22 protein-coding genes are annotated in these 26,001 nt (G+C 69.2%); 12 read left to right on the plus strand and 10 right to left on the minus strand.

Annotated elements, in window-relative coordinates; genetic code table 11:
• Nucleotides 1–8: 8 nt before the first annotated feature.
• Nucleotides 9–1,637, minus strand: a complete 1,629-nt coding sequence (locus AHIS1636_RS04785; protein ID WP_264794668.1) for an MFS transporter — start codon at nucleotides 1,635–1,637, stop codon at nucleotides 9–11.
• A gap of 165 nt (nucleotides 1,638–1,802) precedes the next feature.
• Here AHIS1636_RS04785 and AHIS1636_RS04790 point away from each other — a divergent pair, with 165 nt between their 5' ends.
• Nucleotides 1,803–2,411, plus strand: a complete 609-nt coding sequence (locus tag AHIS1636_RS04790; protein WP_264794669.1) for a TetR/AcrR family transcriptional regulator — start codon at nucleotides 1,803–1,805, stop codon at nucleotides 2,409–2,411.
• Between the two features lie 57 nt (nucleotides 2,412–2,468).
• Here the strand turns inward: AHIS1636_RS04790 and AHIS1636_RS04795 are convergent, their stop codons facing one another.
• The 4 genes from AHIS1636_RS04795 to AHIS1636_RS04810 are packed head-to-tail and all read right to left on the minus strand — an operon-like array spanning nucleotide 2,469 to nucleotide 8,648.
• Nucleotides 2,469–3,932 carry a protein adenylyltransferase SelO gene (locus AHIS1636_RS04795; RefSeq protein WP_264794670.1) on the minus strand — a complete coding sequence of 488 codons (1,464 nt, stop codon included), beginning with the start codon at nucleotides 3,930–3,932 and terminating at the stop codon, nucleotides 2,469–2,471.
• Nucleotides 3,929–4,813: a xanthine dehydrogenase accessory protein XdhC gene (gene xdhC, locus AHIS1636_RS04800; protein ID WP_264794671.1), complete on the minus strand. Its 885-nt coding sequence runs from the start codon at nucleotides 4,811–4,813 to the stop codon at nucleotides 3,929–3,931. Before xdhC ends, AHIS1636_RS04795 begins: the two co-directional genes overlap by 4 nt.
• Nucleotides 4,814–4,815: 2 nt before the next feature.
• A complete protein-coding gene (gene xdhB, locus AHIS1636_RS04805; RefSeq protein WP_264794672.1) occupies nucleotides 4,816–7,191 on the minus strand; it encodes a xanthine dehydrogenase molybdopterin binding subunit in 2,376 nt (791 codons plus the stop codon).
• A complete protein-coding gene (locus AHIS1636_RS04810; protein WP_264794673.1) occupies nucleotides 7,188–8,648 on the minus strand; it encodes a xanthine dehydrogenase small subunit in 1,461 nt (486 codons plus the stop codon). The genes xdhB and AHIS1636_RS04810 overlap by 4 nt, the downstream gene beginning before the upstream one ends.
• 233 nt (nucleotides 8,649–8,881) lie before the next feature.
• Between AHIS1636_RS04810 and epsC the strand changes: the two genes are divergently transcribed.
• From epsC to AHIS1636_RS04830, 4 genes are all read left to right on the plus strand, one after another.
• Nucleotides 8,882–9,469, plus strand: a complete 588-nt coding sequence (epsC, locus tag AHIS1636_RS04815; protein ID WP_264794674.1) for a serine O-acetyltransferase EpsC — start codon at nucleotides 8,882–8,884, stop codon at nucleotides 9,467–9,469.
• A gap of 102 nt (nucleotides 9,470–9,571) precedes the next feature.
• Entirely contained in the window at nucleotides 9,572–10,924 is a 1,353-nt protein-coding gene (locus AHIS1636_RS04820) for an MBL fold metallo-hydrolase (RefSeq protein ID WP_264794675.1), read from the plus strand.
• Nucleotides 10,925–10,953: 29 nt separating this feature from the next.
• A complete protein-coding gene (locus tag AHIS1636_RS04825) occupies nucleotides 10,954–11,361 on the plus strand; it encodes a DUF302 domain-containing protein (protein WP_264794676.1) in 408 nt (135 codons plus the stop codon).
• Nucleotides 11,362–11,603: 242 nt separating this feature from the next.
• A complete protein-coding gene (locus tag AHIS1636_RS04830) occupies nucleotides 11,604–13,223 on the plus strand; it encodes a DUF4389 domain-containing protein (RefSeq protein ID WP_264794677.1) in 1,620 nt (539 codons plus the stop codon).
• Here the strand turns inward: AHIS1636_RS04830 and AHIS1636_RS04835 are convergent.
• Nucleotides 13,220–14,134, minus strand: a complete 915-nt coding sequence (locus AHIS1636_RS04835; protein ID WP_264794678.1) for a LysR family transcriptional regulator — start codon at nucleotides 14,132–14,134, stop codon at nucleotides 13,220–13,222. The genes AHIS1636_RS04830 and AHIS1636_RS04835 overlap by 4 nt on opposite strands.
• Before the next feature lie 264 nt (nucleotides 14,135–14,398).
• On the opposite strand from AHIS1636_RS04835, the gene AHIS1636_RS04840 reads away from it, so the two are divergent.
• Together AHIS1636_RS04840 and AHIS1636_RS04845 are read left to right on the plus strand one after the other, a co-directional pair.
• Nucleotides 14,399–15,517 carry a PrpF domain-containing protein gene (locus AHIS1636_RS04840; RefSeq protein ID WP_264794679.1) on the plus strand — a complete coding sequence of 373 codons (1,119 nt, stop codon included), beginning with the start codon at nucleotides 14,399–14,401 and terminating at the stop codon, nucleotides 15,515–15,517.
• 10 nt (nucleotides 15,518–15,527) lie between these two features.
• Nucleotides 15,528–16,973: an SLC13 family permease gene (locus tag AHIS1636_RS04845; RefSeq protein ID WP_264794680.1), complete on the plus strand. Its 1,446-nt coding sequence runs from the start codon at nucleotides 15,528–15,530 to the stop codon at nucleotides 16,971–16,973.
• Between the two features lie 112 nt (nucleotides 16,974–17,085).
• Here the strand turns inward: AHIS1636_RS04845 and AHIS1636_RS04850 are convergent, their stop codons facing one another.
• Nucleotides 17,086–17,985: a LysR family transcriptional regulator gene (locus tag AHIS1636_RS04850; RefSeq protein ID WP_264794681.1), complete on the minus strand. Its 900-nt coding sequence runs from the start codon at nucleotides 17,983–17,985 to the stop codon at nucleotides 17,086–17,088.
• A gap of 83 nt (nucleotides 17,986–18,068) precedes the next feature.
• Here AHIS1636_RS04850 and AHIS1636_RS04855 point away from each other — a divergent pair, with 83 nt between their 5' ends.
• From AHIS1636_RS04855 to AHIS1636_RS04870, 4 genes are all read left to right on the plus strand, one after another.
• Nucleotides 18,069–18,983 (plus strand): EamA family transporter, encoded by a 915-nt coding sequence (locus AHIS1636_RS04855; RefSeq protein ID WP_264794682.1) that lies wholly within the window; start codon nucleotides 18,069–18,071, stop codon nucleotides 18,981–18,983.
• A gap of 182 nt (nucleotides 18,984–19,165) precedes the next feature.
• A complete protein-coding gene (locus tag AHIS1636_RS04860) occupies nucleotides 19,166–19,561 on the plus strand; it encodes an ArsR/SmtB family transcription factor (protein ID WP_264794683.1) in 396 nt (131 codons plus the stop codon).
• Nucleotides 19,558–21,300, plus strand: a complete 1,743-nt coding sequence (locus AHIS1636_RS04865) for a SulP family inorganic anion transporter (protein ID WP_264794684.1) — start codon at nucleotides 19,558–19,560, stop codon at nucleotides 21,298–21,300. Before AHIS1636_RS04860 ends, AHIS1636_RS04865 begins: the two co-directional genes overlap by 4 nt.
• Nucleotides 21,297–21,782, plus strand: a complete 486-nt coding sequence (locus AHIS1636_RS04870) for a hypothetical protein (protein ID WP_264794685.1) — start codon at nucleotides 21,297–21,299, stop codon at nucleotides 21,780–21,782. The genes AHIS1636_RS04865 and AHIS1636_RS04870 overlap by 4 nt, the downstream gene beginning before the upstream one ends.
• Before the next feature lie 462 nt (nucleotides 21,783–22,244).
• On the opposite strand, the gene AHIS1636_RS04875 is transcribed toward AHIS1636_RS04870, so the two are convergent.
• Together AHIS1636_RS04875 and AHIS1636_RS04880 are read right to left on the minus strand one after the other, a co-directional pair.
• Nucleotides 22,245–22,616 carry a helix-turn-helix transcriptional regulator gene (locus tag AHIS1636_RS04875; RefSeq protein ID WP_264794686.1) on the minus strand — a complete coding sequence of 124 codons (372 nt, stop codon included), beginning with the start codon at nucleotides 22,614–22,616 and terminating at the stop codon, nucleotides 22,245–22,247.
• 144 nt (nucleotides 22,617–22,760) lie between these two features.
• Entirely contained in the window at nucleotides 22,761–23,858 is a 1,098-nt protein-coding gene (locus tag AHIS1636_RS04880; protein WP_264794687.1) for a TerC family protein, read from the minus strand.
• A gap of 203 nt (nucleotides 23,859–24,061) precedes the next feature.
• Here AHIS1636_RS04880 and AHIS1636_RS04885 point away from each other — a divergent pair, with 203 nt between their 5' ends.
• Nucleotides 24,062–24,667, plus strand: a complete 606-nt coding sequence (locus tag AHIS1636_RS04885) for an SOUL family heme-binding protein (protein ID WP_264794688.1) — start codon at nucleotides 24,062–24,064, stop codon at nucleotides 24,665–24,667.
• 79 nt (nucleotides 24,668–24,746) lie between these two features.
• Here AHIS1636_RS04885 and AHIS1636_RS04890 read toward each other — a convergent pair whose 3' ends face one another.
• Nucleotides 24,747–25,694 (minus strand): M20/M25/M40 family metallo-hydrolase, encoded by a 948-nt coding sequence (locus AHIS1636_RS04890; protein ID WP_264794689.1) that lies wholly within the window; start codon nucleotides 25,692–25,694, stop codon nucleotides 24,747–24,749.
• Nucleotides 25,695–26,001: the final 307 nt, after the last annotated feature.

Consider the following 26,001-nt stretch of genomic DNA (forward strand, 5'->3'; position numbering starts at 1 on the left):
GTCCTTCTTTAGGGTGCGGGCTCGAGCTGCTCTGCTGCTCCGGCTGCCGGGTCCGCGGCGACGTCACGCCGGCCGCCAAGCCCGAACCAGCTCAGCAGTGCGGCGGCCAGGGCGGCGGCGGCCACTACGAGGAAGGCTTGGGTGAACCCGCTGCCAAGCGCCTCCATGGCGAGCTGGCCGGCCGCGGCGCCCGGGACGCCTTCGGGGAGGCTGTTGAGGGCGATCGGGCCGCCGGCTTGAGCGATGCCCATGGCCGGACCCAGCTGGTCCGCGGGCAGGCCCGAGTTCTGGAGCGTGGCCATCAGTTGGCCGCCGGCGGAGCTCAGGGCGATGGCACCCACGAGCACCGGCCCCAGGGCGAAGCCGAGGTCGCGCAGCAGGTTGGTGGTGGCGCTGGCCATGCCGGTCATTTCCCGCGGCACCGAGTTCACGGCGATCGCCGTCATCGGGCTGAGGGTGAAGGCGAAGCCAAGTCCCACCAGCAGGGACGGCAGGACGAACACGCTGACATCCCGGTTGGCGACGTCGGCGGTGGAGTTCATGAACGCGCCGGCGCCCATGGCCAGGAAGCCGAAGGTCAACAGCCAGCGCGCCGGGACGCGGTGCTGCAGCCGGGATAGCACGGGGATCAGGACGAACGCCGGCCCCTGCAGCAGCAGGAAGAGCAGTCCGAGGAACAGCGGATTCTGGTGCTGCACCGGACCGAGCCACATGCTCGTGGAGAAGCAGGCGCCGAGGAAGGCGAACATGCCGACCACGGCGACGAGCGAGGACACCGTGAACTGGCGGTTCAGGAAAAGCCGCAGTTCGAGCAGCGGGGATTCCACCCGCAGTTCAATGGCCACGAAGACGGCCAGCAGGACGGCGCCGGCTACGAGCGCGCCGATGATGTGCGTGGCGGTCCACCCGTCTTCCGGCCCCTGGACCAGCCCGAAGAGCACCAGGATCAGGCCGAGGGCGAAGGTGATCTGCCCCCACAGGTCCAGCCGGCGTCCCTCGGCGACCTTGGCCTCCGCGGAGCGGAAGATGGTCAGGAGCATTGCCGCTACGCTGACCAGCGCCACCACGAGGTAGGCGCCGCGCCACCAGCCGAAGCCGGCAAAGACGCCTCCGAGCAGCGGGGAGACGGCGGAGCCCGCGGAGAGGAAGCCGGCCCAGATGGCGATGCCGCGCACGCGTTCCTGCATGGTTCGTGCCACCGATGCGACGAGCGCCAGCGACGCCGGGAAGATCGCGCCCGCACCGAGGCCGTTGAGCGCCGACCCCGCCCACATCGCCTGGATGCTCGGCGAGAACGCGCACATCAGCGAACCGAGGACAACCAGCACGGCGCCGCCGAGGACCAGCTTGCGGTGGCCGAACTTGTCGCCAAGCACGCCAAAGGTCAGCTCGAACACCACCACTGGAATCATGAACGCGGCGGTGATCCACGTCAGCTGCGAGCCGAACGAGTTGAAGGTCAGCTGGAATTCGCCGTTGAGCGCGCCGGGCAGGGCGTTGGCAACCTGCGCCACCATGACGGCCAGGGAAGCAGCTGCCAAGGTGCCCCTGGCCCGGGCGTTCACCGGCCGGGCCGGCTCCGCGGACGGCGGGTAGGACTGGCCTGGGGACGTGAGTGTCCCGCGATCATGGCTCATGGAGGTCTCCTTGTGGATGAACGAGATCGAAGCTTGCGTAGTCGCGGTCACAGCCAGCTGTGATTCGCGCAACAAGCATGGCGCTCGCACAACACAGTGTCAAGTAAAACTTCACCTCGGCAAGTAAGTGGTTCCAGTCACAGCCCCTCGGCTATCCTGAGGGGCATGGCAACCCTCCGTGAAGCGCAAAAGCAGCAGACGCGCCAGCTGCTCCTGGACAAGGGGCTGGAGCTCTTCGAATCGAAGGGCTACCCGGCGACGACCATCGACGACATCGCTTCGGCGGCGGGTACTACGAGGACGACGTTCTACCTCCACTTCTCCTCGAAAGCGGAGCTGATGTCCGAGCTGATCACCACCGTGGACCAGATCCTCACCACGGTGGACAACCCGCCCCTTTCCACCGTGGTTGAGCTGGGCCGGCGCGACCTGGTGCGCGCGTGGCTCGACAGCAAGTTCGACCAGTGGCAGGTCATCCGCCCCTACATTCTGGTCGCGCACCAGGCAGCGGCGGGCGAACCGCAGGTCGCCGACAAGATCGAGTCGTGGTTCGAGGACGTCACGGCCTCGATGCGGGAAGGCCTGGACCGCGCCGGGCGGTTCAGCCCGGAGTCGCGCCGCGTCCGCTGTGTGCTTGCCTTCGGCCAGTTCGAATTCCTCTCGCGCCGCTGGTTCCTCTCCGGCTGGACCACGGACCGGGAAGTCTGCCTGGAGACGCTCACGGATTCCTGGTGCCACCTGTTGACGGACGAGGGCGAGCCCGCAGCGGGCTAGGGCTATGTCCCGGAAGCGCCACAGCGGCGAAGGACGCCGACTCCGTGCAGCGCCCCGTCAGGTTCCGCAGAAGGTGCGGTAGGGACCGAAGCCTTCCGGGGCCGGCGCGGCATAGCGTGCCAGGCCGGGGCGTTCCTCGTAGGGCCGGGTGACCGCTTCGAGGAGTGACCCGAACGGCTCCAGATCCTCCTCCGTCGCGGCGGCCAGCGCCTCCTCGACCAGATGGTTGCGCGGAATGTAGGCGGGATTGACCCGGTCCATGGCCTCCGCGTCCGGACCCGCTGCGCGCCAGCGCTCGGCCCACGCATCGAAAGCCGCGGTATCGGGAACCAGGTTCCGCGCCTGTTCCGGGTTGCCGCGGGCGGCAGCCCCCAGGGTCCGGAAGAAGGACGTATAGTCGGCGCGGCTGGCCTGCAGCAGGGCGATCGCCCCGTCCACCAGAGAGGAGGCTGCCTCCCCGTCGACGCCGGCCGGCAGTCCGAGCTTGGCCCTCATCCCGGCCGACCACGTCTGGCTGTACTGCTCACGGAAGCCGGCGAGCGCTTCCTGGGCCGCACCGACCGCCTCGTCCTCCGTTCCGGGGAACAGCGGCAGCAGTGCCTCCGCCAGGCGGGCCAGGTTCCATTCTGCGACGAGCGGCTGGTTGCGGTACGCGTAGCGGCCGGCGTCGTCGATCGAGCTGTAGACCGTGGCCGGATCGAAGGCGTCCATGAAGGCGCACGGCCCGTAGTCGATGGTCTCGCCCGAGATGGTCATGTTGTCCGTGTTCATGACGCCGTGGATGAAGCCCACGAGCATCCAGCGCGCCACGAGCGCCGCCTGCGCGGCGACCACCGCCCGGAACAGCGCCAGGTACGGCTGCTCGGATTCCGCGGCGCCGGGGTGGTGCCGGGCGATGGCGTGGTCCGCGAGGCGGCGCAGGAGGTCGGCGTCGCCCGTGGCCCGGACGTACTGGAAGCTGCCCACCCGCAGATGGCTCTCCGCCACCCGGGCCAGCACCGCCCCGGGCAGCACGGTGTCCCGGCGCACCCGCCGGCCGGTCGCCACCACGGCCAGCGACCGGGTGGTGGGGATGCCGAGGGCGTGCATCGCCTCGCTCACGATGTACTCGCGCAGCATGGGGCCGACGGCGGCAAACCCGTCTCCGCCGCGGGCGAACGGCGTGGGGCCGGAGCCCTTGAGGTGGATGTCGCGGAGCCGGCCGCCCGTGTCCTCGACCTCGCCGAGCAGGAGGGCGCGTCCGTCGCCGAGGCGCGGTGCGTAGAACCCGAACTGGTGCCCGGCATAGGCCTGCGCCACCGGCGTGGCGCCGTCCGGCAGCCGGTTTCCGGTCAGCAGCGCCAGCCCCTCCTCCGACCGCAGGACGGCCGGATCCAGCCCCAGCTGTCCGGCCAGCGGCTCGTTGAGGACCAGGAGGCGGGGGTCGGCGACCTCCTCCGCCTGCCAGGGCAGGGCCAGCTCGGCCAGGTCCCGGGCGAACCGGCCGCCGAGCGTGAAGGTTGGCGAGGCTGCTGTGCTCATCCTTTAACGCTACCTGCGTCCGTTGCTCCGGTGGTCCCTCCGCCCGACAGAGCCCGCGCCGGCACGGCCGGGGTCCTGCCCGCGGACCGGACAGAGGACCGGTCCAAACTCCCAAGCAGCTCGGCGGCGATCGATACGGCGATGGCGGCCGGAGCCTTGTCCGCGATGCCGCGCAGGCCGACCGGACAGCGGATGCCGTCCACGTCGTCGTGCCCCTCCGCGAGCAGCCGCTTGCGGAACCGCGCCCATTTGGCGGCAGACCCGATAAGCCCGATGTCCAGGCCGCCCCGGTGCAGCGCGGCGTCGCACAGCAGGAAGTCCTCCGCATGGTCGTGGGTCATCACGTACACGTGCGCACCGGCCGGGAGGGAGCGGAGCACGGTTTCGGGGGCGGGGGCATGGTGCACGACGACGGCGGCGGGCCCGGCGGTCACGTCCGCCAGCCGCAGCGGGTCGAGCTGACCCGCACGGCTGTCGACCAGGTGCAGGCGCAGGCGCAGCCGGGAGAGGATGCGGGCGAGTTCGTAGCCGACGTGGCCCAGCCCGAAGATGGCGACGACGGGCTCCACCGCCAGCGGTTCCAGCAGCACCTGCACCTCGCCGCCGCAACACTGGCGGCCGTGGCGGTTCGCGACGTGCTCGTTGAGCGCGAAGGCCATCGTCTCGGGCAGCCCTGCCCCTCCGGCAATCATGGCGCGGGCGCGGTCGATAACCTCGGCCTCCAGGTTGCCGCCACCGATGCTGTCCCAGGTGGTGTCCGGCGCGATGACCATCTTCGCCCCCGCCTCCCGCGGGGCATGGCCCCGCACCGAAACGACGGTGGCGAGGACCCCCGGCCTGCCCTCCTCGCGCAGGCTCCGCACGGCTTCCAGCCAATCCACGCTTACCGCCTCCTGGCTCCCGCGGCGGCGTCCTCGGCCGTTTCCTTGAGCGCGTCGCGCGCCCCCTGGAGCGCCCAGAACACGGCCTCCGGCGTGGCCGGGCTGGCCAGCTCGAGCGGCCGGTCCGGGGGTCCGAAGGCCGCGGCCGCCGCGCGCAGCGCCTCGCGCACACTGAAAGCGAGCATCAGCGGCGGCTCCCCCACCGCCTTGGAGCCGTACACCACGCCGCTCTCGGTGGCCCGTTCGTAGAGGTGGACGTTGAGCACATCCGGCATCTCGGAGAAGCTGGGCAGCTTGTACGTGCTCGCCGCCTGCGTCGCCAGCCTGCCCCGGTCCGGCCCGTCCGAGGTGTCCCAGCGCAGCTCCTCGAGGGTGAGCCAGCCCGACCCCTGGACGAACGCGCCCTCGATCTGCCCAAGGTCCACCAGCGGCGAAAGGCTATCGCCGACGTCGTGCACTATATCGGTGCGCAGGAACCGGTAGGCGCCGGTGAAGCCGTCCACCTCCACTTCGGAGACCGCGGCCCCGTAGGAGAAGTACTTGAACGGCTCGCCCTGCATCCGCGCGGCGTCCCAGTGGAGGCCCTCGGTGCGGTAGTAGCCGGCGGCGAACAGCGGGATGCGCTGGAAGTAGGCGTCGTTGACCACCTCGGCGAAGGCCAGGTCCTGGTCGTGGAAGCCGATCCCGGTGACGCGGCCGTCCACGAAACGCACGTCGTCGGGGTGGATGTTGAACCTGCGGGCTGCGACCTCGGCCAGCCGGTCGCGGATCTGGTCGCAGGCGTTCTTCACCGCCCCGCCGTTGAGGTCCGCCCCCGAGCTCGCCGCCGTGGCGGACGTGTTCGGGACCTTGTCGGTGCGGGTCGGCGCGAGCCGCACGCCGCGCAGCGGGATGCCCAGGGCCGTCGCCGCGACCTGGCGCATTTTGGTGTGCAGGCCCTGGCCCATCTCCGTGCCGCCGTGGTTGATCAGCACCGAGCCGTCCTTGTAGACGTGCACCAGCGCGCCGGCCTGGTTGAAGGCCGTGAGATTGAAGGAGATGCCGAACTTGACCGGCGTCATCGCCAGCCCGCGTTTTGTGTGCTCGTGCACCTTATTAAAGCGGACGACGGCGGCGGCCCGGTTTTCGAGGTCGGCAAGCCCGGAGAGCCGGGTCCAGATGTCCAGCAGCCGCTCGGCGTGCCGGACCGGCTGGCCGTACGGGGTGCTCTGTCCCGGCACGTACAGGTTGCGGCGGCGCAGCTCGGTCGGGTCGATGCCCAGCGCCGGTGCGCAGCGTCCCAGGATGTCTTCGATGATGAGCATGCCCTGCGGCCCGCCGAACCCGCGGAACGCCGTCTGCGAGGTCTTGTTGGTCTTCGCGATGCGCCCGCGGACCTCGATGTCCGGGATGAAGTAGGAGTTGTCGATGTGGCACAGCGCCCGGGCCAGTACCGGCTCGGACAGGTCCAGGCACCACCCGCCGTCGGACGTGATGGTGGCGCGCAGCCCGCGGAGGCGCCCCTCGTCGTCGAACCCCGCCTCCCACTCGGCATGGAACGGGTGCCGCTTGCCCGTCATCGTCATGTCCTGGGTGCGGTTGAGCCGCAGCCGGACCGGGCGGCCGGTCAGCACGGCGCCGAGCGCGGCCACCGCTGCGAGCCCGTGCGGCTGCATCTCCTTGCCGCCGAATCCCCCGCCCATGCGCAGGCACTGGACGGTGACCTCGCTGCTGGAGCGGCCGAGCACGTGGGCGGCGATCTCCTGGGTCTCCGACGGGTGCTGCGTGGAGGCGTGGATGAACACCTGGCCGGCCTCGTCCACGTAGGCCAGCGAGGCGTGTGTCTCGAGGTAGAAGTGCTCCTGGCCGCCGAACTCAAAGGTCCCGGCGAAGCGGCGCGGGGCGGCTTCGAGCGCGGCGGCGGCCTCGCCGCGGGACAGCGTGGGCTGGTGGCCCTGGAAGCTGCCGGCTTCGATCGCCTCGGTGAGCGTCAGCAGCGAGGGCAGCACCTCGTACTCGGCCTCGACGGCGGCGGCGCCCAGGCGCGCGGCCTCCGGCGTCTCGCCCAGCACCCAGCAGACGGCGTGGCCGTAGTACATCACCTCCGCCGGGAAGAGCGGCTCGTCCTCCTTGGTGCCGGCGTCGTTGGTGCCGGGAACGTCCGCGGCGGTCAGGACGCGGACGACGCCGGGAACCGCCAGCGCGGGTTCCGTGCGGAGGGCGGTGACGCGGGCGTGGGCATGCGGCGCCTGGACCGGCCAGGCGTGCAGGCACCCGGGCATGCGGCCCACCAGGTCGTCCGTGTAGAGCGCCGTCCCGGTCACGTGCAGCGCGGCGCTCTCGTGCGGAACGGTCAGGCCGACGGTGGGATTGACGGGGCGTTCGGCGAGCGACTTCATCGGGCGGCCTCCGGATCCGGCAGGCTTTCGGCGCAGAAGCGCAGCATGGCCTGTTCGAGCATGGCGGTTCGGTACCGGGCGCTGGCCCGGTGGTCATCGAGCGGCGTGCCCTCGCCCGCCATCGCGGCCGCGGCCGCTGCAGCGGCTTCCCGGGTCGGCTCCTTGCCGGCCAGGGCCTCCTCCGCGGACCGGGCACGGATCGGCGTCGCCGCAACGCCGCCGAGGCCGATGCGCACATCGGTGACCAGTCCGCCGTCGTACCTTGCCGCGAACGCGACGGCGACGGAGGAGATGTCGTCGAAGCGGCGCTTGGAGACCTTGTGGAATGCCGTGCGGGCGGCCAGCGGGAGCGGTATGCGGACGGCCCGGATGATCTCGCCCGGTTCGCGCACGCTCCGCCGGTAGCCGGTGAAGTAGTCGGCGAGCGCCACCTCCCGCTCGCCCCGTTTCGAGGCGAGCACCAGGGTGGCGTCGAGCGCCAGCAGGACGGGTGCCGCGTCCCCGATCGGCGAGGCGGTCCCGAGGTTGCCGCCCAGCGTGGCGCTGTTGCGGATCAGCCGGGAGGCGAACTGCGGGAAGAGCCGGCCGAGCAGCGGGATGCGCCCGTCCAGCCCGCGCTCGATCTCGCTGAGGGTCAGGGCGGCGCCGATCTCGACGAATCCGGCGCCTTCGTGGAGGCCGCGCAGCTCATCCAGCCGGTCCACGCCGAGGATCAGCGGCGGCCGCGAGTGGCGGAGGTTGCGCTCGACGCCGAGGTCAGTGCCGCCGGCGATGAGCAGGGCGTCCGGCTGCTGCTCGAGCCGGTCAAGCAGCTCCCCCAGAGTCGCCGGACGGAGGAATTCCGAGCCTCCGGCGGCGGAATGCGTCGGCCGGGCGGCCGGCGGCGCCGCGGCACTGCGCGCGGCCAGCGGGTCATCCGCCGCGGGGTCTCCGAGCGCGTAGGCCGCGTCCCGGATGGGCCGGTAGCCGGTGCAGCGGCACAGGTTGCCGCTCAGCGCATGCAGGTCGAAGCCATTGGGCCCGTGGTGCGGCTCCGGTTCGCCGGCACCGCCGCCGGCGCGGCGTTCGGGCCGATAGTACTCGGCGGCCATGGCGCAGACAAAGCCCGGCGTGCAGTAGCCGCACTGCGATCCGCCGCGGTCCGCCATCTCGCGCTGGACGGGGTGCAGCTCCTCGGCCGCCGCTCCGGCGGCGGTGCCGAGCCCCTCGGACGTGACGATTTCCCCGCCGTCGAAAGCCGGGGCCGGCGGCAGGCAGGAGTTGACCGCCGTCCACCGGGTCCGGTCCGGCCCGTCCGGCCGCGCGACCAGCACGGCGCAGGCCCCGCACTCGCCCTCGGCGCAGCCCTCCTTGGCACCGGTCAGGCCTTCGCCTCGCAGCCAGTCCAGCAGGCTGGTGTTCGGGCCCGCCGCGGACCTGCGCGCCAGGCCGTTGACGGTCACGTCGATCGGCTCCATCGCCTCACGCTCCTCATCGAACGGGATGTGTCCCTACCGACCGAGCCTAGTGGCTGCCCTGCGTGACCTCCAGAGCCTGCGGCTCCCGGAGCAAGGTCCGGGCGGGAACAGCGGCTTGGCCGCCGGCGGGAATGAATCGGGGCCACCGGGCCGTTGCCTAAAATGTTCTCTTGGGCAAGGTGCGGCAGCTTCCTGCCGGAGCAAGATTCACGACGGCGAGGAGCTGATTGACGATGGCCACGAGCGGCCTGCTGGCCCTGATGCGCGAGGACCTCAAGGCCGCCCGGGCCCAGGACCCCGCGGCCAACTCCGACGTTGAGGTCGCGGCGGCGTACTCGGGCGTGCATGCGGTGTGGGCCCACCGGATCGCCCACGCGATGTGGCGCCGGCCGGCCCTGCGGACGCCCGCCCGGCTGCTGTCCCAGTTCACCCGGTTCCTCACCGGCATCGAGATCCACCCCGCGGCGACTCTCGGCCGGCGCATCTTCCTCGATCACGGCACCAAGATCGTCATCGGGGAAACCGCCATCGTCGGGGACGACGTGATGATGTACCAGGGCGTCACCCTCGGCGGCCGCGCGCTGGACAAGACGAAGCGCCACCCGACCATCGGCAACCGGGTGATGCTCGGCTCCGGCTGCCGCATCCTGGGCCCCGTGACCATCGGCGACGACTGCGCGATAGGCGCGAACGCCGTCGTCGTGACCGATATCCCGGCCAATTCCGTGGCAATCGGCATTCCGGCCCGGTTCCGGCCGAAGGACGGCAGCTACCCCTGGGACCCCCGGCTCGACCTGATCGATCCGGCCTTCCTCCTCTAGGCCCCCGGGCCCTAGACCGGAAACACCCCTAGGGGTACCCTGCGGGCACCTCCAGCGGTAACGTGGCGAACAGATCGCCCCAGCGAGGAGGAGGTATCCGGCATGGAAGTCATCACGATCGAGACACCGCAGCTCGGCGACCGCACCTACCTGGTCCACGACGGCGCATCCGGCGTGGTCATCGACCCCCAGCGGGACACCGACCGGGTGGAGAAAGCTATTGCGGACGCCGGCGTGCGGATCACCCACGTCGCGGAGACCCACATCCACAACGACTACGTCACCGGCGGCCTGCAGCTCGCCAAGGACCACGGAGCGGCCTACCTGGTCAACGCCGCCGACGACGTCCCGTACAGCCGCCAGCCGATCTCGGACGGAGACACGGTGCAGGTCGGCACGCTCACCCTCAGGGCGGTGGCCACCCCCGGACATACGCATCACCACCTCTCCTACATCATCAGCGACGGCGACCGGGAGGCGGTGTTCTCCGGCGGCAGCCTGCTCTACGGTTCGGTCGGCCGCACGGACCTGGTCAGCGAGCAGGACACCGTGCCGCTGACCCACCACCAGTACGCCTCCGTGCGGCGGCTTGTGGCAGAAGCGGACGAAGACGCCGGCCTCTATCCCACGCACGGCTTCGGCTCCTTCTGCTCCTCCGGTCCGGCCACCGGCGCTGACTCCTCCACGATCGGCGAGCAGCTGCGGGACAACCACGCCCTGACCGACCAGGACGAGGACCACTTTGTCCGCGAGCTCATCCACAACCTCACGGCCTACCCCTCCTACTACGCCCACATGGCACCCATCAACAAGGCCGGCCCCACGCCGCCCAACCTTGAGGTGCCCGGCTCACTGGCGCCGGAGGAACTGCGCTCCCGGCTGGAGCAGGGAGAATGGGTCGTCGACCTGCGGAACCGGGTGGCCTTCGCGAACCACCACTTCAGCGGAAGCGCCAGCTTCGAGTACGGCGACGGCACCAAATTCACCGCCTTCCTCGGCTGGGTGCTGCCGTGGGACGAACAGCTGACCCTCGTCGGCGAGCGCCAGGACATCGAAAACGCCATCCGGGACCTCTCCCGCATCGGCATCGACAATCCGGACGCCGCCATCGGTTCCGGACCGGACGAACTGGCGCCGGCAGCGCCTACGTCCTCCTACCCCGTTGTGGGATGGGACGAGGTGCTGCGGAAACCCGAGGGCGAGGCAATCCTCGACGTCCGGCGCACGGACGAGTATGAGGATTCCCGGATCGAAGGCGCCGTGAACATCCCGCTCCATGAGCTGCTCCGGCGCATGGACCAGGTGCCCGCCGGACGCCTGTGGGTGCACTGCGGCTCCGGCTACCGCGCCTCCATCGCGGCGAGCCTGCTGCAGCGGGCCGGCCGTGACGTCGTCCACATCGATGCCGAGTTCGGCGGCGCCGAAAAAGCCGGGCTCAAAATGGCAGACGACTAGCACGAACCCGCCAACCGAAAGGCAAGAGCATGGCCTACACGCACACCATCACCGTCCCCCTGGCCTGGGACGACGCCGTCCAGCGCACCCGCGAAGCCCTGGCAGACCAGGGCTTCGGCGTCCTTACCGAAATCGACGTCCGCGCGACCTTCAGCAAGAAGCTCGGGCAGGATGCCGGCGACGCGGTGGGCGACTACGTGATCCTCGGTGCCTGCAATCCCCAGCTAGCGCAGCGCGGCATCGCGGCCGAGCCCGAACTGGGCGCGCTGCTGCCATGCAACGTCGTCGTCCGCCGCGCTCCAGGTGCATCAGAGACCACCGTGGAGACCATCGACCCGCAGACCATGGTCCGCCTCGCCGACAACGACGCCGTCCGCGAGGTGGCCGACGACGCCGACGGCCGGCTCAAGGCAGCCCTGAAGAGCATCGCCGGCTAGCGTCGCCCGAGGCGCTACCAGCCTCGGGTTAGTGGAGGCGGACAGGAGCCGGATCACGGGCGCATCATGCGGGTGCAGTCGTTGGGCGCCCGGCGCGATGTCCGGGTGTCCGGGTGTCGGGCGGAATCGTCGGGGCCCCGTTGACAGGACCCAAGGTCAAACAGGGGACGCTTGCCCCTAGCGGGAACACGACGGCGGACTGAGACTGCTCGTAACCGTCTCGCCCGTAGGAGTTGAGCGCTATGAAACCCGGTCACATCGTCATGCTCGTGCTGGGAATCCTGCTCTCGCTCGTCGGCCTCGCGCTGGTGTCCGGAGCGGCATTCACGGGTGCGGTGCAGGCGGCGCAGGACGAGGACGGCTACCTCGTCTCCGACGGGTCCAGGTTCGCCACCGATAGCTACGCGTTGGTCAGCGAGTCGCTGGACGTCCTGCTGGACGAGGAACTGCCGCCCGGTGTGCAGGCCAACGACACCTTCGGCGTGCTGCTGCGCGCGGCGGCGTCAAGCGCGGACCGGGAGATCTTCCTCGGCATCGCGCCGACTGCGCAGGTGGACACCTATCTGGCGGGCGTCGCGCATGCGGTGGTTAACGACGTCGGTTTCGACCACCGCTACCGCAACGTGCCTGGAACCGAAACGCCCGCCCCGCCGGGCGAGCAGGACTTCTGGACGGCCTCCGCCGCCGGAACGGGACAGCAGCAGATCCGCTGGGACCTCCAGTCCGGGGACTGGACCGTCGTCGTGATGAATGCCGACGGCAGCCGCCCGGTCTCCGCGGACCTCGCCGCCGGGGTCCGGCTCGGGTTCCTCGGGCCGCTGACCATCGGCCTGCTGGTTGCAGGCCTGATCCTGCTGCTCATCGGCCTGCCGCTGCTTGTCCTGGGTGCCGCCGGGCTCGGACGGCGCCTTCCGCCCGGACCGGCCAACCGCCCCGCTTACCCGGACCATCCGCCGACCTTTCCGGCCGCGGCCGCCGGCCCGCCGGGCGCGACATACTGGAGCGGTCCTCCCCCACCCGGCGGCGCACCCTATGTCACCTACCGCCCGCCGGAGGGGATGCCGTACCCGGCCCTGCTCCACGGCCAGCTCGACTCCGGCGTGTCGCGCTGGATGTGGCTGGTCAAGTGGCTGCTGGCCATCCCGCACTTCATCCTGCTGTTCTTCCTCTGGTTCGCGTTCGGCATTGTCACGATCGCCGCCGGCTTCGCCATCCTCTTCACCGGCCGCTACCCGCATTCGCTCTTCCAGTTCTGCGTCGGCGTGGCACGCTGGAACTGGCGCGTCGCCTTCTACGCCTACGCAGCGCTCGGAACGGACCGGTACCCGCCCTTCACCCTGGCACCGGTGGCCTGGTATCCGGCGGAGTTCGACGTCGTGTATCCCCACCGCCTCTCCAACGGCCTGGTGCTGGTGAAGTGGTGGCTGCTGGCTATCCCGCACTATCTGGTGGTCGCCGCGCTGACCGGCTCCACCTACGTCTGGTGGGCGGCGGGCGACGACGCCGGCGACTACGTCCGGGTCAACGGCCCGTCCCTGCTCGGGCTGCTGGTCTTCATTGCCGCCGTTATCCTGCTCTTCACCGGAATCTACCGCCGTCCGCTGTTCGACCTCATCCTCGGCATCAACCGGTGGGTCTACCGCGTCCTTGCCTACGCGGCCCTCATGCGCGACGAGTATCCGCCGTTCCGGCTGGACCAGGGGCCGATCGATCCGCTGGCCCCGTCGCCGGAACCTGCGCCTGCTTCAGTGCCGGGGTCCGGCCCGGGACACGCGGCAGCGCCGGGGCCTGCTCCGGCTCCGGGCCCAAGGCCAGGGCCGGGAGCCGCCCCGCCCGAGCAGGGCTCCATGCCCCACGGCTAGAGATAGTCGGCGGCCCTCTCACGGGCGATTTCCAGCAGCGTGGAGTGGAACGCCACCTCGGCGGGAGCGTAGACCTTGTCCTGGCGCTGTGCCAGCAGTATTCGCCGCAACGGGGCCGCCGGCCCGAGGCTGAGCACCCTCACATCGGGGTGTTGGAGTGCCACCGCGGTCTTGGGCACCATGGCCACGCCCATTCCGACGCTGACCATGGCCTGGGCCTCCTGGTAGTCATTGGCGAGGAAACCAATCGCCGGTTCGAATCCGGCGTCGTGGGCGGATCGCTGCAGGACCTCCACGACGGGATGGGCTTCTGCGCGCACAATCCATGATTCGTTGCGCAGTTCCTCGATGCTGACCTGCTCCCGGTCAGCCAGGGGATGGCCGCGGGACACCAGGATCACGGTGCTTTCACGGAAGACCTCAGTCACCCGGACGGACTCGTCCTGGAACGGGTTCCAGGGATAGTCCCACAGCAGGCACAGTCCGGTGACGCCGGATTGAAGGTCTGCCAGGAGTTCGTCGAACCGCGCGCTGCGCACAGAGAGGCTAACCGCCGGGTAACGCTTCTTGAAGACGCGGATGACGACGGGCAGGAAAGATCCAGCCAGTGTGGGAAACGTACCGATGGTCAAGGACCCTCGCTTGAGGCCGGCGAGCTGATCCAGGTCGGAATGGGCGGCCTGCATCTGTTGGACGATCCTGCGGGCGTGACCGGCCAGAACCTGGCCGGCTTCGGTGGGCGAGACGCCTCTGGAGCGGCGGTTGAGCAAGGGCTGCCCGACCTCTTGTTCGAGTTTGCGCAGCTGCTGGGAAACGGCCGACGGCGTGTACATCATGAGGTCGGCTGCGGCAGTGATGGACCCCGCTTCGACGACCTGCACCAACAGAGCCAACCGGCGAATGTCGAACATGGGCTGGCTCCCGTCCTGTAGCAAAGCTTCACCCTTCCGTGGATTTTGTTCATGTCTTGAATCGCCCCGCCCCATCTCGGGACTGACGCCGAGGGGCGCCGCGCCAGGCTAGAAATGAGACCCTCCGGGCGGTGCGGCTCGACAGTGATTGAAGCAATACTACATGCGGCTTCAAAAACCCGACATTGTCCTAATGTGTGATCTGGCTCAATCTTTTTTCAGGCCCGAAACCGGGATTGCAGCACGAGGAGATGCGGGAAACCGATGAAGATTGAAGCGGAATGGATGCGCGGAGGCACCAGCAAGTGCTGGGTTTTCGAGGCCGAGCACCTTCAGCAGGCCGGCGCCAGCCTGGACGTGCTGCTGCCTCGGCTTTTCGGCAGCCCCGACTCCCGGCAGATCGACGGCGTTGGCGGGGCGGCCTCGACCACCAGCAAGGCCGTGATCCTGCACCGGCCCGCCGGCGGGGATGTCGACGTCGAATTCACCTTTGCCCAGGTAGGCATCGAGGAGGCCGTGGTGGACTGGGGCAGCAACTGCGGGAACTGCTCGGCAGTTGTCGGCCTGTACGCCATCGAGAAGGGCTGGGTCATCCCCACCGGGGATGTCACCCGCATCGCCACCCGCAACACCAACACCGGCCAGGTGATCATCCAGCGCGTATCCACTCCCGGCGGCGCCCTGCCGGGCTCTCCGGATGCCCTGATGCCGGGCGTGCCGTTCCCGGGTTACGGGATCGGGATCGGTTTCCAGGATCCCGCCGGCAAGACCACGGGAGCCCTGCTCCCGACAGGGGCGGCGACCGACACGATTACCGCCGGAGGAACCCGCTGGACCGTGTCGATGATCGACGCCGGGGCGCCCGTGGTGATTGTCCGCGCGGAGGAGCTGGGGCTGGACTTATCGGGGTACGCCGGCTGGCACGCCGGCGTGGAACGGCATCTGGACACGCTTGAGCAGGTCAGGCGCCAGGCGGCAGTGCGGATGGGGCTGGCCTCCACCACCGGTGCAGCGGCCCGGGCAATTCCCAAGGTCGCGATTGTTGCCGCCCCCGCCCTGCAGGACCCGGCCTGCGACGTCAACGTCATGATGCTCTCCATGGGCAGGCCCCACCCGGCACTGGCCATCACCGGAAGCATCGCCCTGACGCTGGCCGCCCGCACCCCCGGCACTGTCCTCCACGCTATTGCCGGCGGAAACCAGGGCACCTCCCTATGGCTACGCACCCCCGCCGGCGTCATCGAAACCTGGAGCGAAGAGCACGACGGAAGCCTGCTCGTGGGTGTCGACCGCACGGCCCGCACCATCGCCACCAGCACCATCCACCTCCCCGAGGCCCTCGGCAGCGTCGTCGCGGCCTCCCCCGCCGGAGCCACTCTCTAAGGAGACCACCATGACCAAGACTGCCCTCCACGCCCCCTCCCCCGTCGAAAGCGGCTTAAGCCCCCGCCCCGACCGCGCTGCCCGTCGTCGCCGTATCCTGCTGGTAGCGGCGGCCGGTCTCGCAGTCCTGGGCCTGGCCGCCCTCCTGCTGGGCGGTAGCATCCTCAACCCGGCGCCCGCGACGGACCCGGAGACGAGAATGAGCGCTGTACAGATCATCCCGCTCGTCGTGCTGGTCGTGATGTTCGTCGTCGCGACGAAGTGGCCGCTGAACATCGGCGTGATGGGGCTGGTCGCCTCCTTCGGCGTCGGCTACTTCATGCTCGGAATGACCGACAAGGAGATCCTTGGGGAGTTCCCGGCCAGCATCGTGATGACGATCATCGGCGTCACGTACTTCTTCAGCATGGCGCAGCGCAACGGCACCATCGACATCGTCGTGCAGACCTTCGTGCGCCTGGTCAGGGGCAGGACGATGCTGTTGCCTTGGGTGTTCTTCCTGATCGCGGCGGCGCTGACTTCGCTCGGAACCTTCTCCCCGGCTGCTGTCGCCCTGCTGGCACCGGCGGCTATCGGATTCGCCTACGAGTCGCGCCTCCACCCGGTACTGATGGGTGCTTTCATTATCAACGGCGCCCACGCCGGAGGCTTTTCCCCGCTGTCCGTGGCCGGCGTGCTGGTGCACGACATTTCCGTGGAAAACGGCTTCCCGATTTCCCAAGGCGGCCTCTTCGCAGCGAGCTTCGCGCTCAACCTGATCCTCTCCGTCCTGACCATCGCCCTGTTCGCGGTCCTGGGCAGGCTGCGGGACGGTCAGCCCGGACAGCAGGCCGCTCTCGACACAAGCGGCCACGTCCGTCCCCGCGGGCAGCAGATCCTCACGCTGCTGCTGATTGCCGTCCTGCTGGTCTGCACCCTGGGCTTCCACATGCCGATCGGCTTCGTCGCCCTCTCCGCCGGGCTCCTGCTCGCGCTGGTCAACATCAAAGAACACCAAACGTTCATTGGCGGAGTCTCCTGGTCCACGGTGCTGCTGGTCGCGGGCATGATCACGTACGTCTCGCTGCTCCAGCACGTCGGCGTGATCGACACGCTCGCCGAGCATGCCCTGGCCCTCGGCGCTCCGCTGCTGGTCGCACTGGTCCTCTGCTACGTGATCGGCGTCGGCTCCGCCTTCGCCTCCTCCACCGCCCTGCTGACCGCGTTCATCCCGCTGGCCGGACCGCTCCTGGCCACCAGCGCGCTCAGCGCCTCCGGAACGGTCGCGGCACTTGCCATCGCCGCCACCGTTGTCGATGTCTCCCCGTTCTCCACGGACGGCGCGCTCGTGGTCGCCAATGCCCGAGAGGACGATCGCCAGCGCGTCTACCGCCAGCTGATGGTCTACGCCGGAGCCGTCGTGCTGGCCGCACCCGCGCTGGCCTGGGCCATGCTGGTGCCGACGGGCATCATGTGACCCCGCCGCAAGGACCCGCAAAACGGGTCGAGGGCCCGCCGGCAGCTGCCGCCGGCGGGCCCTCGGCCTATGTCCCGGCACGGTCATTCTGATCCTGTTCCGGTCTTCGAACCTACCCCTCCGAAGATTCGATGAGGCGGTCCAGGACATAGCGCAGCGGGGGCCAGGTGCTCCGCCCCTTCCTTGTCTGCGCATAGGCGCGCAGCACGACTTCGGGCTGGTTCAGGGAGAGAATTGCGACGCCGGGGCCTGGCTTACGGTCTCCGGGCAGCAGGCCGATCCCCATATCCGCGACGATGAGGTCCTCCACGAGGTCCAGGCTGTCAGCTTCGTGCCGGATCCTGGGCTCGAAGCCCGCGAGGGATCCGATAATCCGCAGCACGTCCGCGTCCGCCCGGTTACGTGAATTGCCGATCCAGTCCCGTTCGCGGTAGGCGGCGAAGACGGCCGGCGAGCTCCCGCGACCCCGACCGTGGCCGGCGGCATCCAGCGGGACGCCCAGTCCCCATGGCGTGGACCAGAGCGGCGTAAGGTCGAGCCGGGGGTCGGCGGCCAGGGCGGCCAGGCTGTAGTCGTAGGTGAGCGCCAGATCCACCTCGTCGGCGAGCAGCATCTGGATCGCCTCCGCCGGTTCGTGTTCGTGCACGGTGACCTGGAGCGAGGGGTGCCTGGCGGCAGTCGCCTGGATGATCGGCATGAGGCTGCGGCGGATGGCTGTGGCGAAACCTGCGACCCGCACTGTGCCCGCCGGCTCGGCACCGGGCTGGAGATCGGCGCGGGCGGCGTCGACCGCGGTCAGGATGGTGACGGCATGGGCGGCCAGGCGCCGGCCGGCCGGGGTCAGCCGCACTCCCCTGCCGCTCGGTTCCAAGAGTACGGCGCCGGCTTCGCGTGCCAGGACCGCCATCTGCTGGGAGACCGTCGAGGTGTTCGTGCCGAGGAGGTCGGCGACTTCGCGCATCGAGCCGCTGCGGGAAAGCTCAAGGAAGGTACGGAGGCGCTTGGTGTCCACAGAATGATTGTTCATATTTTTTGGATGGAATGCACACATTCGTCACGTGGACACGGACGAGCTCGAACGCTCTACTGAATGTCATGGCGCCCACCCTTCCCGTATCCCGCACGGCCACCGGCACGATCATGGCCGGTGCCTCCATGTGCTGTGTGCAACTGGGCCTCGCGGTCTCCGTCGGCCTCGTGGACCGCGTGGGCGCCGGAGGGGTCGCGTGGCTGCGGCTGGCCTGCGCAGCAGTCCTGGTGGTTCTGTTGACCCGGCCGTGGCGGATGCGTTTCAGCGCAAGTGCCCTGCGCACGTGCATGTTGCTGGGTGTGGCCACCGCCGGGATGACCATCCTGTTCATGGCTGCCGCGGCACGGCTTCCGCTGGGAACGGCAGTCGCCCTCGAATTCCTCGGTCCGCTCGGGGTGGCGGTCGCCCGCGGCAAAGGGGCTGCACGCCTTTGGGCCGTGGTCGCCGGCGCCGGCGTGCTGGCGCTGACCGAGCCGTGGCACGGGCAGACGGATCTGCCAGGGGTCCTCTTCGCGCTGGGCGCGGCGACATGCTGGGGGGCCTATATCCTGCTCACTCAGCGCGCCGGCGATGAGGTGGCCGGCATCCACGCGCTGGCCGTTTCGATGCCGGTCGCCGCGATCGTGGCGACCATCACCGTGGGCCCGTCAACCTTCGGCCACCTCGATCTGGCCCTTCTCCTCGCCGGATTCGGACTGGCGCTGCTGCTGCCCGTAGTGCCCTTCAGCCTTGAGATGCTGGCACTGCGGCGGCTGAGCACGGCCGCCTTCGGCACCCTGATGTGCCTGGAGCCGGCGATCGGCCTCGCCGTGGGGCTCGTCTTCCTGGGCCAGGTTCCCGGTCCTGCGGCGGTCGTCGGCATCGCCCTGGTCATCGCCGCAGGAATCGGGGCCACCCGCACCGGAGAGCGGACACTTCCTGCCGGAGATCCGGAGGGTCTCCGCGCGCCGTCGGCCATGGCCCCGGACGTGCAGCGATAGCCCCGCGGCGGCCACGGGTTGGCTGCTGAACGGCTGGACAGCCGGGTCCGGGCGGCACGAACAGGCCTCCGCGCGTCCCCGGACGGGACCAAGGTCCTGACTTCTACCCGCCCCTACCCGGCAGCTTCTGATCGGCTATATGATGAAAATCTAAATTACTGAATCACGAAAGCCGATCCGCCGTGCCCGATCTCCCGAACTTCCACGCCCCGCTGTACGAGGTCAAAGCAAACCTGTTCAAGGGCCTGGCCCACCCCATCCGGATCCGGCTGCTCGAGCTGCTCGCCGCGGCGCCCTCGGTTTCGGTCACCGACCTGATCGCCGGAACCGGCCAGGAGGCCTCGAACATCTCGCAGCACCTGGGTGTCCTCCGCCGGCATCACCTGGTCGTGGCCGAGCGCCGGGGGCTGCAGGTCTTCTACAGCCTGGCCTACCCGCAGGTCGCTGAACTGCTGGCCGTGGCCAGGAGCTTCCTGACGCAGGTGCTGGAGACGACGCAGAAAAACCTCGAGCTGTCCATGGCGCCGGCGGCGGAGGCTCCGGCAATGGGCACCGGAACCGAGGGGACGCAGCCGTGAGCCCGCTGGGCGCCGCCCGCCAACTGCTGCCCGGCCCCGAGGATTTTGTGCCGCTGCGGCGCACCTGGAAGAACGACCTGGTCGCCGGCGTCACGGTCGGCATCGTGGCCCTGCCGCTCGCGCTGGCCTTCGGCGTCAGTTCCGGCGCTGGCGCCGCCGCCGGGCTGATCACGGCGATCGTGGCCGGCCTCGTCGCGGCAGTCTTCGGCGGCTCCAATGTGCAGGTCTCGGGCCCCACCGGGGCGATGGTGGTGGTGCTCGCGCCGGTGATCGCGGCCCACGGCATCCAGTCCCTGGCCCTCGTGACGATCATGGCCGGCCTCATTGTGCTCCTCGCCGGCATCCTCCGGCTCGGCCGCGCCGTCAGCTACATTCCCTGGCCCGTCATCGAGGGATTCACCCTCGGCATTGCCGCCATCATCTTCCTGCAGCAGGTGCCGGCGGCGTTCGGCGTGCCCGCGGGCGGGAGCACCAATGCCGCGGTGGCCGCCTTCCAGTCGCTGCAGGCCACGGACTTCGCTACGCTGTTCTGGCCCGTGGTGCTGGTGCTGGTCGTCGCCGCCATTATGGTCCTGGCCCCGAAGCTCCACCCGCAGCTGCCCGGCTCCATCATCGGCATCGTCGTCGCCACGCTGCTCGCCGAACTGGCCGGCCTGCCCGTCACCCGGATCGGCGAGCTGCCGGCCTCGCTGCCCGCGCCGTCCCTGCCCTTCGTGGACCCGGCCCTGGCCATGACCCTGCTCGGCCCGGCGCTGACCATTGCCGCGCTGGCCGCCATCGAATCGCTGCTTTCCGCCCGGGTCGCCGCCTCCATCTCGGACACCGGCCCCTACGACGCGGACCGCGAGCTGGTCGGCCAGGGCCTGGCCTCCCTCGCGTCGGGCTTCTTCGGCGGCATGCCCGCCACGGGCGCGATCGCCCGCACCGCCGTCAACATCAGGGCCGGCGCCCGGACCCGCGCCGCCGCCGTCGTCCACGCCCTGGTGCTGCTCGCCGTCGTCTACCTCGCCACGGGACCGGTCTCCCGGATCCCGCTGGCCGCGCTGTCCGGCGTGCTGATGGTGACCGCCTTCCGGATGGTCTCGCCGGCCGCGCTGCGCAGCGTCATCGGCTCCACCCGTGCGGACACCGCCACCTTCGTGGTGACGGCCGTCATCACCGTCTCCTTCGACCTGATCCAGGCCGTCGAGATCGGCATCATCGTGGCGGCGTTCTTCGCGCTGCGGTCCCTGGCGAAGGCCAGCGGCGTGCACCGCGAGGAGCTCCCCGGTCCGGCCCGCGAGGGGGACGAGCAGATCGCGCTCTTCCGGCTGGACGGCGCGCTGTTCTTCGGCGCGGCGGAACGGATGCTCGAGCGCGTCGGCGCCATCCGCAACGTACAGGTGGTCATCATCCGCATGTCGCAGCTGCAGATCCTCGACGCGACGGGCGCCCGGGTGGTGGCCGAGCTCGTCACCGCGCTGGAGCGCCGAGGGGTCACCGTGCTCATCAAGGGCATCCAGGAGCGGCACCTCAAGCTTGCCGCGCGGGTCGGCATGCTGGAGTCGCTGCGCCACCACAAGCATCTGTTTGCCGAGCTGGAACCGGCGGTGGAGCATGCGCGCAGCCACGTGCGCCGGGCTCGGCAGGCCGCTAACGACGGCGGCGCGTCGACTGCGCGGGGCGCGTTGCCGGGCGGTGGTCCGGCAACCGCGGCAGAGGCGCCGCGCGGCAAATCCCTGCCTACAGTAGACGGGTGAGTACCGAAGCAGTGTCCCGTCCCGCCGTCGTACGCAAGGCGAATCCCTTCCAATGGCTGGTGGCGGTGGCCAGCATCCCGATGGCCACGCTGGTGGCGCTCTGGGTGGTGGCCGGGCGGCTGCTCTTCGGCGTCTCCGGGCCCATGGTCGCGATCCTCGGCTACAGCCTCGGGCCGGCACTCTTCATCCTGCTGCTCATCGCCGGCGTGAAGACCACCGCGAACGCCTTCCGCAGCCGTCCTGCCGGCCCACCCGCGAAGACCTGCGCCCTGCTGCTCGGGGCCTGGCTGGCGGCCATCGGCTTTGGCTTCACCGTGCCGGACTTCGGCGACAACGGGGGCTCCGCCATGTCCGCGTTGGCCGGTGAATCCGCGCTCGGCATGTCGACTGCACTGTGCAACCCGCTGGGCATCATCTCCGTCGGACTCGCCATCACCGTCGCCGTGACATCCTGGCGGGACGCGAAGTACGGCCGGCACTAGCCGCGGGCCGGAAAAGCAAGGCACATGCAATGACGGCTTTCGCGCCCATCGACCCCGGCAGCGGCAGAGCTAATAGCGGAAGACCGCGTAGATGCCCAAAACGATCAACGGGCCGATGAACACGAGGACGAGCATGATCCATTGCCAGAGGGAGACCATGTGCCACCCACGTCCGCCACTCCCTGCTTGCTCGTCAGCAGGGGGCGTGGAGGAGGAGTCCGGGGGAGAAGGCATGCCTGCCCCGGCCGCGGATGGCGCGTCGGCTCCGGCCGGCGGATGTACTGCTTTACTGTCGTCGGGACGGCCGGCACCATCCAGGTTGCTCGACACATATCCAGTTTCGGGCACCAGCATGAATCCGCCCTGAGGCGCAACTGTGAAGATGCTGGGGAATTTAGCGGCCAGCAGGATGGCGCTTCCGGCCAGCGCACCAGCCCTATCGTCAGGGACATCCTCTAAGACTCATGCTTGCGGCTGGATGGCGGGCTTCTCTGTCTCCTCCGGCTGAGTCGCGGCGAAAATGCTCAGCAGCGCGCCGATCTCCTGATGCGCGGTTGAAGGGTGCCGGAAATGCTCGTGCTCTTCGACCGTGTAGTGAGTCCGCCGGCCTGATTTGCGGCGGTGGAGATAGCCCGCCTTTTCGAGGTCCGCCAGGATATGCAAGGTTGCACGCTGTGTGATTCCGACGGTCTCAGCGATGTTTTGCACCAGCATGTTGGGGTTGCTGGCTACGGCGATGAGAACGTGGCCGTGGTTAGTGAGGAACGTCCAAGGAGGTCGCGGGACCGGGTCCGGGCGGTCAACGTCCGTGTTCGTGGAGTTCGCGCGTGCCATGGGTGCTGCCCTTCCCTCGCATGTACCAGAATCCTCACCAGTGTGCCGGAAGGGAGTCGCGGTTCGTCCTTCGAAACACGCACCATCTTCGTGCCCGGCGCGGGTACTGCAGACGCGTCGACGCGCGGCTGGAGACATCCGCCCTCATCGCGTGCCGCCATCATGCCCGGCTGACTCCCGCTTGTCATCGACAGCGGTTGCACCGCCAACTCGCAGATTCGACGTGGCCACAGCGTGGCGGCTCCGCCATACCGGTTCCAGTTCAGCGTCCTCTTCCGCGCTGGCGATGGGGAAGGGCGGGTCGACCGGATGAGGCAGCGGCTTCCGGCCCTGTCCGCGGGTGGCGCGGAGACTGGCCACGACCGAGACCGTGATGATGGAGACAACCACTGCCAGCGAGACGACGGTGGGAATGTAGAACAGGTCGATTTTGAGGAACATTTTGATGCCCACCCAGATCAGCACCAAGGCAAGTCCCACCTTGAGGTAGATGAAGCGGTGGATCAAGTCGGCGAGCAGGAAGTACATGGCGCGCAGGCCTAGGATCGCGAAGGCATTGGCAGTGAAGACAAGGAACACCTCGTCCGTGATAGCGAAGATGGCCGGGATCGAATCCACCGCGAAGACCACATCGGTGGCCTCGATCAGCACCAGCACCGCCAACAGCGGGGTGGCCAGCAGCGCACCCTGGCGCCGCACCAGCAGCTTCTGCCCGTGGTAGGCCCCCGTCATAGGAACCATCCGGCGGAAGAGCCGCAACACTACGGACTGCTCCGGGTTCAGGTGATCATTGCGTTGCCGGATCATCCGGTACCCGGTGTAGAGCAGGAAGGCTGCGAAGACGTACAGAATCCAGGCGAAGTTCTGGATCAGCACGGAGCCCGCGGCGATAAAGATTCCGCGGAAGATGAGCGCACCGAGCACGCCCAGAAACAGGACACGGTGCTGGAACTCCCGCGGGACCGCGAAGTAGCTGAAGATGATGGCCCAGACGAAGACGTTGTCCACCGAGAGCGACTTTTCGATGAGGTATCCGGCGAAGTACTGCTGGCCGAACTCCGCACCCCAGCCCATCCACACCAAAACACCGAAGGCGACACCGAAGGCCACCCACACGCCCGACCACAGGGCCGCCTCGCGCACACCGATCACGTGGGCGTGACGGTGCGCGAACAGGTCGATGGCCAGCATCACCACGATAAAGGCCAGCACCGCGGCCCAAATCCAAAACGGTACATCCATGAAAAAACCCTCCGATCGAATCGATCGGAGGTCTCTCCCGGCCCGGGGGCCTGTCCGCCGGGCCGCTACGGGCCGTACTGACGACGGGACGATTCGGGGGTACTCCCCTCCGTGTGCGATAAGTGAAGCACGCTTCATGTATCGCGGTCAAGAGACCTCGTGGCCCTTTTTCCGACTGGTCCAAGAGCGTATCGTACGAGGCGATGACCGAGCAGCAGCCCTACGAGCTAGTGCAGCGATACGCGGATTTTGAGCTGCGGCGCTACCCCGTGCACACAGTGGCAGAGGTGGAAGTCAGCGCGTCCTTTGACCACGCAGGCAACGCCGCCTTTCGCCCCCTTTTCAAGTACATCAGCGGCAATAACACCGCTCGACAGTCCCTGGCGATGACCGCTCCCGTGATCCAGAGCGCCGCGCCGCAATCCCGGAAGATACAGATGACGGCGCCGGTCCTTCAGAGCAGCCCTTCCGCCGAAGGTAAGTCGGACGACGGCCCTTACCTGGTCGCGTTCGTGCTTCCTGCCGGAATGACCGAAGATTCGGCCCCGGTCCCCGCCGACCCGCTGGTCAGGATTCGGACCGTACCGGGCTCTACTGCCGCCGCCATTCGCTTCTCCGGCGGCGGATCCGGCTCCGCCTTCGCGAAGCACAACCGAACTCTCCAGGACGCCATCGCTGCCGCTGGCATGAGGGCCTCGGGGCCGCCGCGGTTTGCCCGATTCGACCCGCCGTTCAAACCCTGGTTCCTCCGCCGCAATGAGGTCATCCAGGATGTCACGCAGGGGCCGGGCAACGATCCGGGAGCCTGAGGCGAAGGTTTCACAGATCCGTCGCCCGCCCGCCGACCTGTTCATCCTGATCCTCCGAGGACCCGCGTGCGAATGCGGCTCAGCCCGCGCCCTCCGTTGCCGCGCGCCCGGCGAGGCCGCCCTCGATGCCGCCGAGCGACACCGTCGCGCTCATGAGCGTCTCGGTCATCTGCTCCAGCACGGCCATGTCGACGTTCCCGATGGTGTCGCAGGCCCGGTGGTAGCACTCGTCGTACTGCAGCCCGGCCTGCCCGCCGAACGTGCGTGCCTCCGCCTCGCTCTTGGTCCCCCCGTCGCCGGTGAACAGGCCTCCGGCCGGGATGCCGCCCTTCACGAACGCGTCGTAGTCCGAATCCTCGATGAACCCGAACGGCAGCGCCTCGACTCCTTCGGTGCGCAGGATATCCCGGAGCACTTGTTCGATGGTGCCGGAGCCCTCGGGGCCGGCCTCCTCGCTGTCCGAACCGTCGCCGTCGTACACGAACGCCACCGCGTTAGGCGAGCCCACTACGTCGACGTTCAGGTAGGCCACATGCGCCGCAGCCTCCTGGCGGGACAGTTCCTCCACGTAGTGTTCCGAGCCGTGCATCCCGTCCTCCTCGCCGCCCCAGAACGCGAACCGTATCCGCTCCCGCGGCACGGCGCCCTCCTCGGCGAGCCGCAGCGCGACCTCCAGCACCGCGGCGACCCCGCTGCCGTTGTCATTGAGCCCGGGCCCTTCCTCGACCGAGTCCAGGTGCGCGCCGAGCAGCAGCACGCTCCCGGAACCGCTGCCTGTCTCGGCCAGAATGTTGAATGCGTCCACCGGGTTGCGCCGGCCGTAGCTGAACTCCTGGCGCCGGGGCTCGTACCCGGCCGCGCGCAACTGCGCCTCGACGTACGCCGCGGACTCCTCGTAGCCCCCGGTCGCATCGGCCCGGTTCCCGCCGTTCGCATCGGCTGCTGCCTGCAGCGCCTCCAAGTGCTGGGTCAGTCCACTGGGCCTCACCACCTCGCGCACGAAAGACGGGTCCGGTGGGGCTTCCACGACCACTGGCGGCCTCGGGTCGCCCGAACAGGCGGCAACGCCGCCGACCATTGCCGCGCACAGCGCAACGGTCCACAGCCGGGTCCGGCGGTGAGGATGGTTCCGGAAATGCTTCGGAACGGATTCTGCACGTCGCATGTCGACTCCCCCAAGTCTGCGTTCTGGACGCTGGGCGTTTATTCGGCGGCCCCGGCCGCAGGCGATTCCGCAGCGGAACCGGCGGCCGGGCTGTTGCTACACGATGGTGCGAATATGGGATCTATCAGGTTGCCTGCAATACCTCCACGGTCGGGCCCGGCCATAAGAC

It is taken from the genome of Arthrobacter mangrovi, from assembly GCF_026011795.1.
Classification (GTDB): domain Bacteria; phylum Actinomycetota; class Actinomycetes; order Actinomycetales; family Micrococcaceae; genus Crystallibacter; species Crystallibacter mangrovi.

Excerpts from the sequence above, each read along its gene's own strand:
- AHIS1636_RS04830 (WP_264794677.1), top strand. The coding sequence starts at position 11,604 with ATGAAACCCGGTCACATCGTCATGCTCGTGCTGGGAATCCTGCTCTCG.
- AHIS1636_RS04795 (WP_264794670.1), bottom strand. The coding sequence starts at position 3,932 with ATGAGCACAGCAGCCTCGCCAACCTTCACGCTCGGCGGCCGGTTCGCC.
- AHIS1636_RS04790 (WP_264794669.1), top strand. The coding sequence starts at position 1,803 with ATGGCAACCCTCCGTGAAGCGCAAAAGCAGCAGACGCGCCAGCTGCTC.
- AHIS1636_RS04855 (WP_264794682.1), top strand. The coding sequence starts at position 18,069 with ATGGCGCCCACCCTTCCCGTATCCCGCACGGCCACCGGCACGATCATG.
- AHIS1636_RS04875 (WP_264794686.1), bottom strand. The coding sequence starts at position 22,616 with ATGGCACGCGCGAACTCCACGAACACGGACGTTGACCGCCCGGACCCG.
- AHIS1636_RS04845 (WP_264794680.1), top strand. The coding sequence starts at position 15,528 with ATGACCAAGACTGCCCTCCACGCCCCCTCCCCCGTCGAAAGCGGCTTA.
- AHIS1636_RS04825 (WP_264794676.1), top strand. The coding sequence starts at position 10,954 with ATGGCCTACACGCACACCATCACCGTCCCCCTGGCCTGGGACGACGCC.
- AHIS1636_RS04885 (WP_264794688.1), top strand. The coding sequence starts at position 24,062 with ATGACCGAGCAGCAGCCCTACGAGCTAGTGCAGCGATACGCGGATTTT.
- AHIS1636_RS04820 (WP_264794675.1), top strand. The coding sequence starts at position 9,572 with ATGGAAGTCATCACGATCGAGACACCGCAGCTCGGCGACCGCACCTAC.
- AHIS1636_RS04810 (WP_264794673.1), bottom strand. The coding sequence starts at position 8,648 with ATGGAGCCGATCGACGTGACCGTCAACGGCCTGGCGCGCAGGTCCGCG.
- epsC (WP_264794674.1), top strand. The coding sequence starts at position 8,882 with ATGGCCACGAGCGGCCTGCTGGCCCTGATGCGCGAGGACCTCAAGGCC.
- AHIS1636_RS04785 (WP_264794668.1), bottom strand. The coding sequence starts at position 1,637 with ATGAGCCATGATCGCGGGACACTCACGTCCCCAGGCCAGTCCTACCCG.
- AHIS1636_RS04880 (WP_264794687.1), bottom strand. The coding sequence starts at position 23,858 with ATGGATGTACCGTTTTGGATTTGGGCCGCGGTGCTGGCCTTTATCGTG.
- xdhB (WP_264794672.1), bottom strand. The coding sequence starts at position 7,191 with ATGAAGTCGCTCGCCGAACGCCCCGTCAATCCCACCGTCGGCCTGACC.
- AHIS1636_RS04835 (WP_264794678.1), bottom strand. The coding sequence starts at position 14,134 with ATGTTCGACATTCGCCGGTTGGCTCTGTTGGTGCAGGTCGTCGAAGCG.
- AHIS1636_RS04840 (WP_264794679.1), top strand. The coding sequence starts at position 14,399 with ATGAAGATTGAAGCGGAATGGATGCGCGGAGGCACCAGCAAGTGCTGG.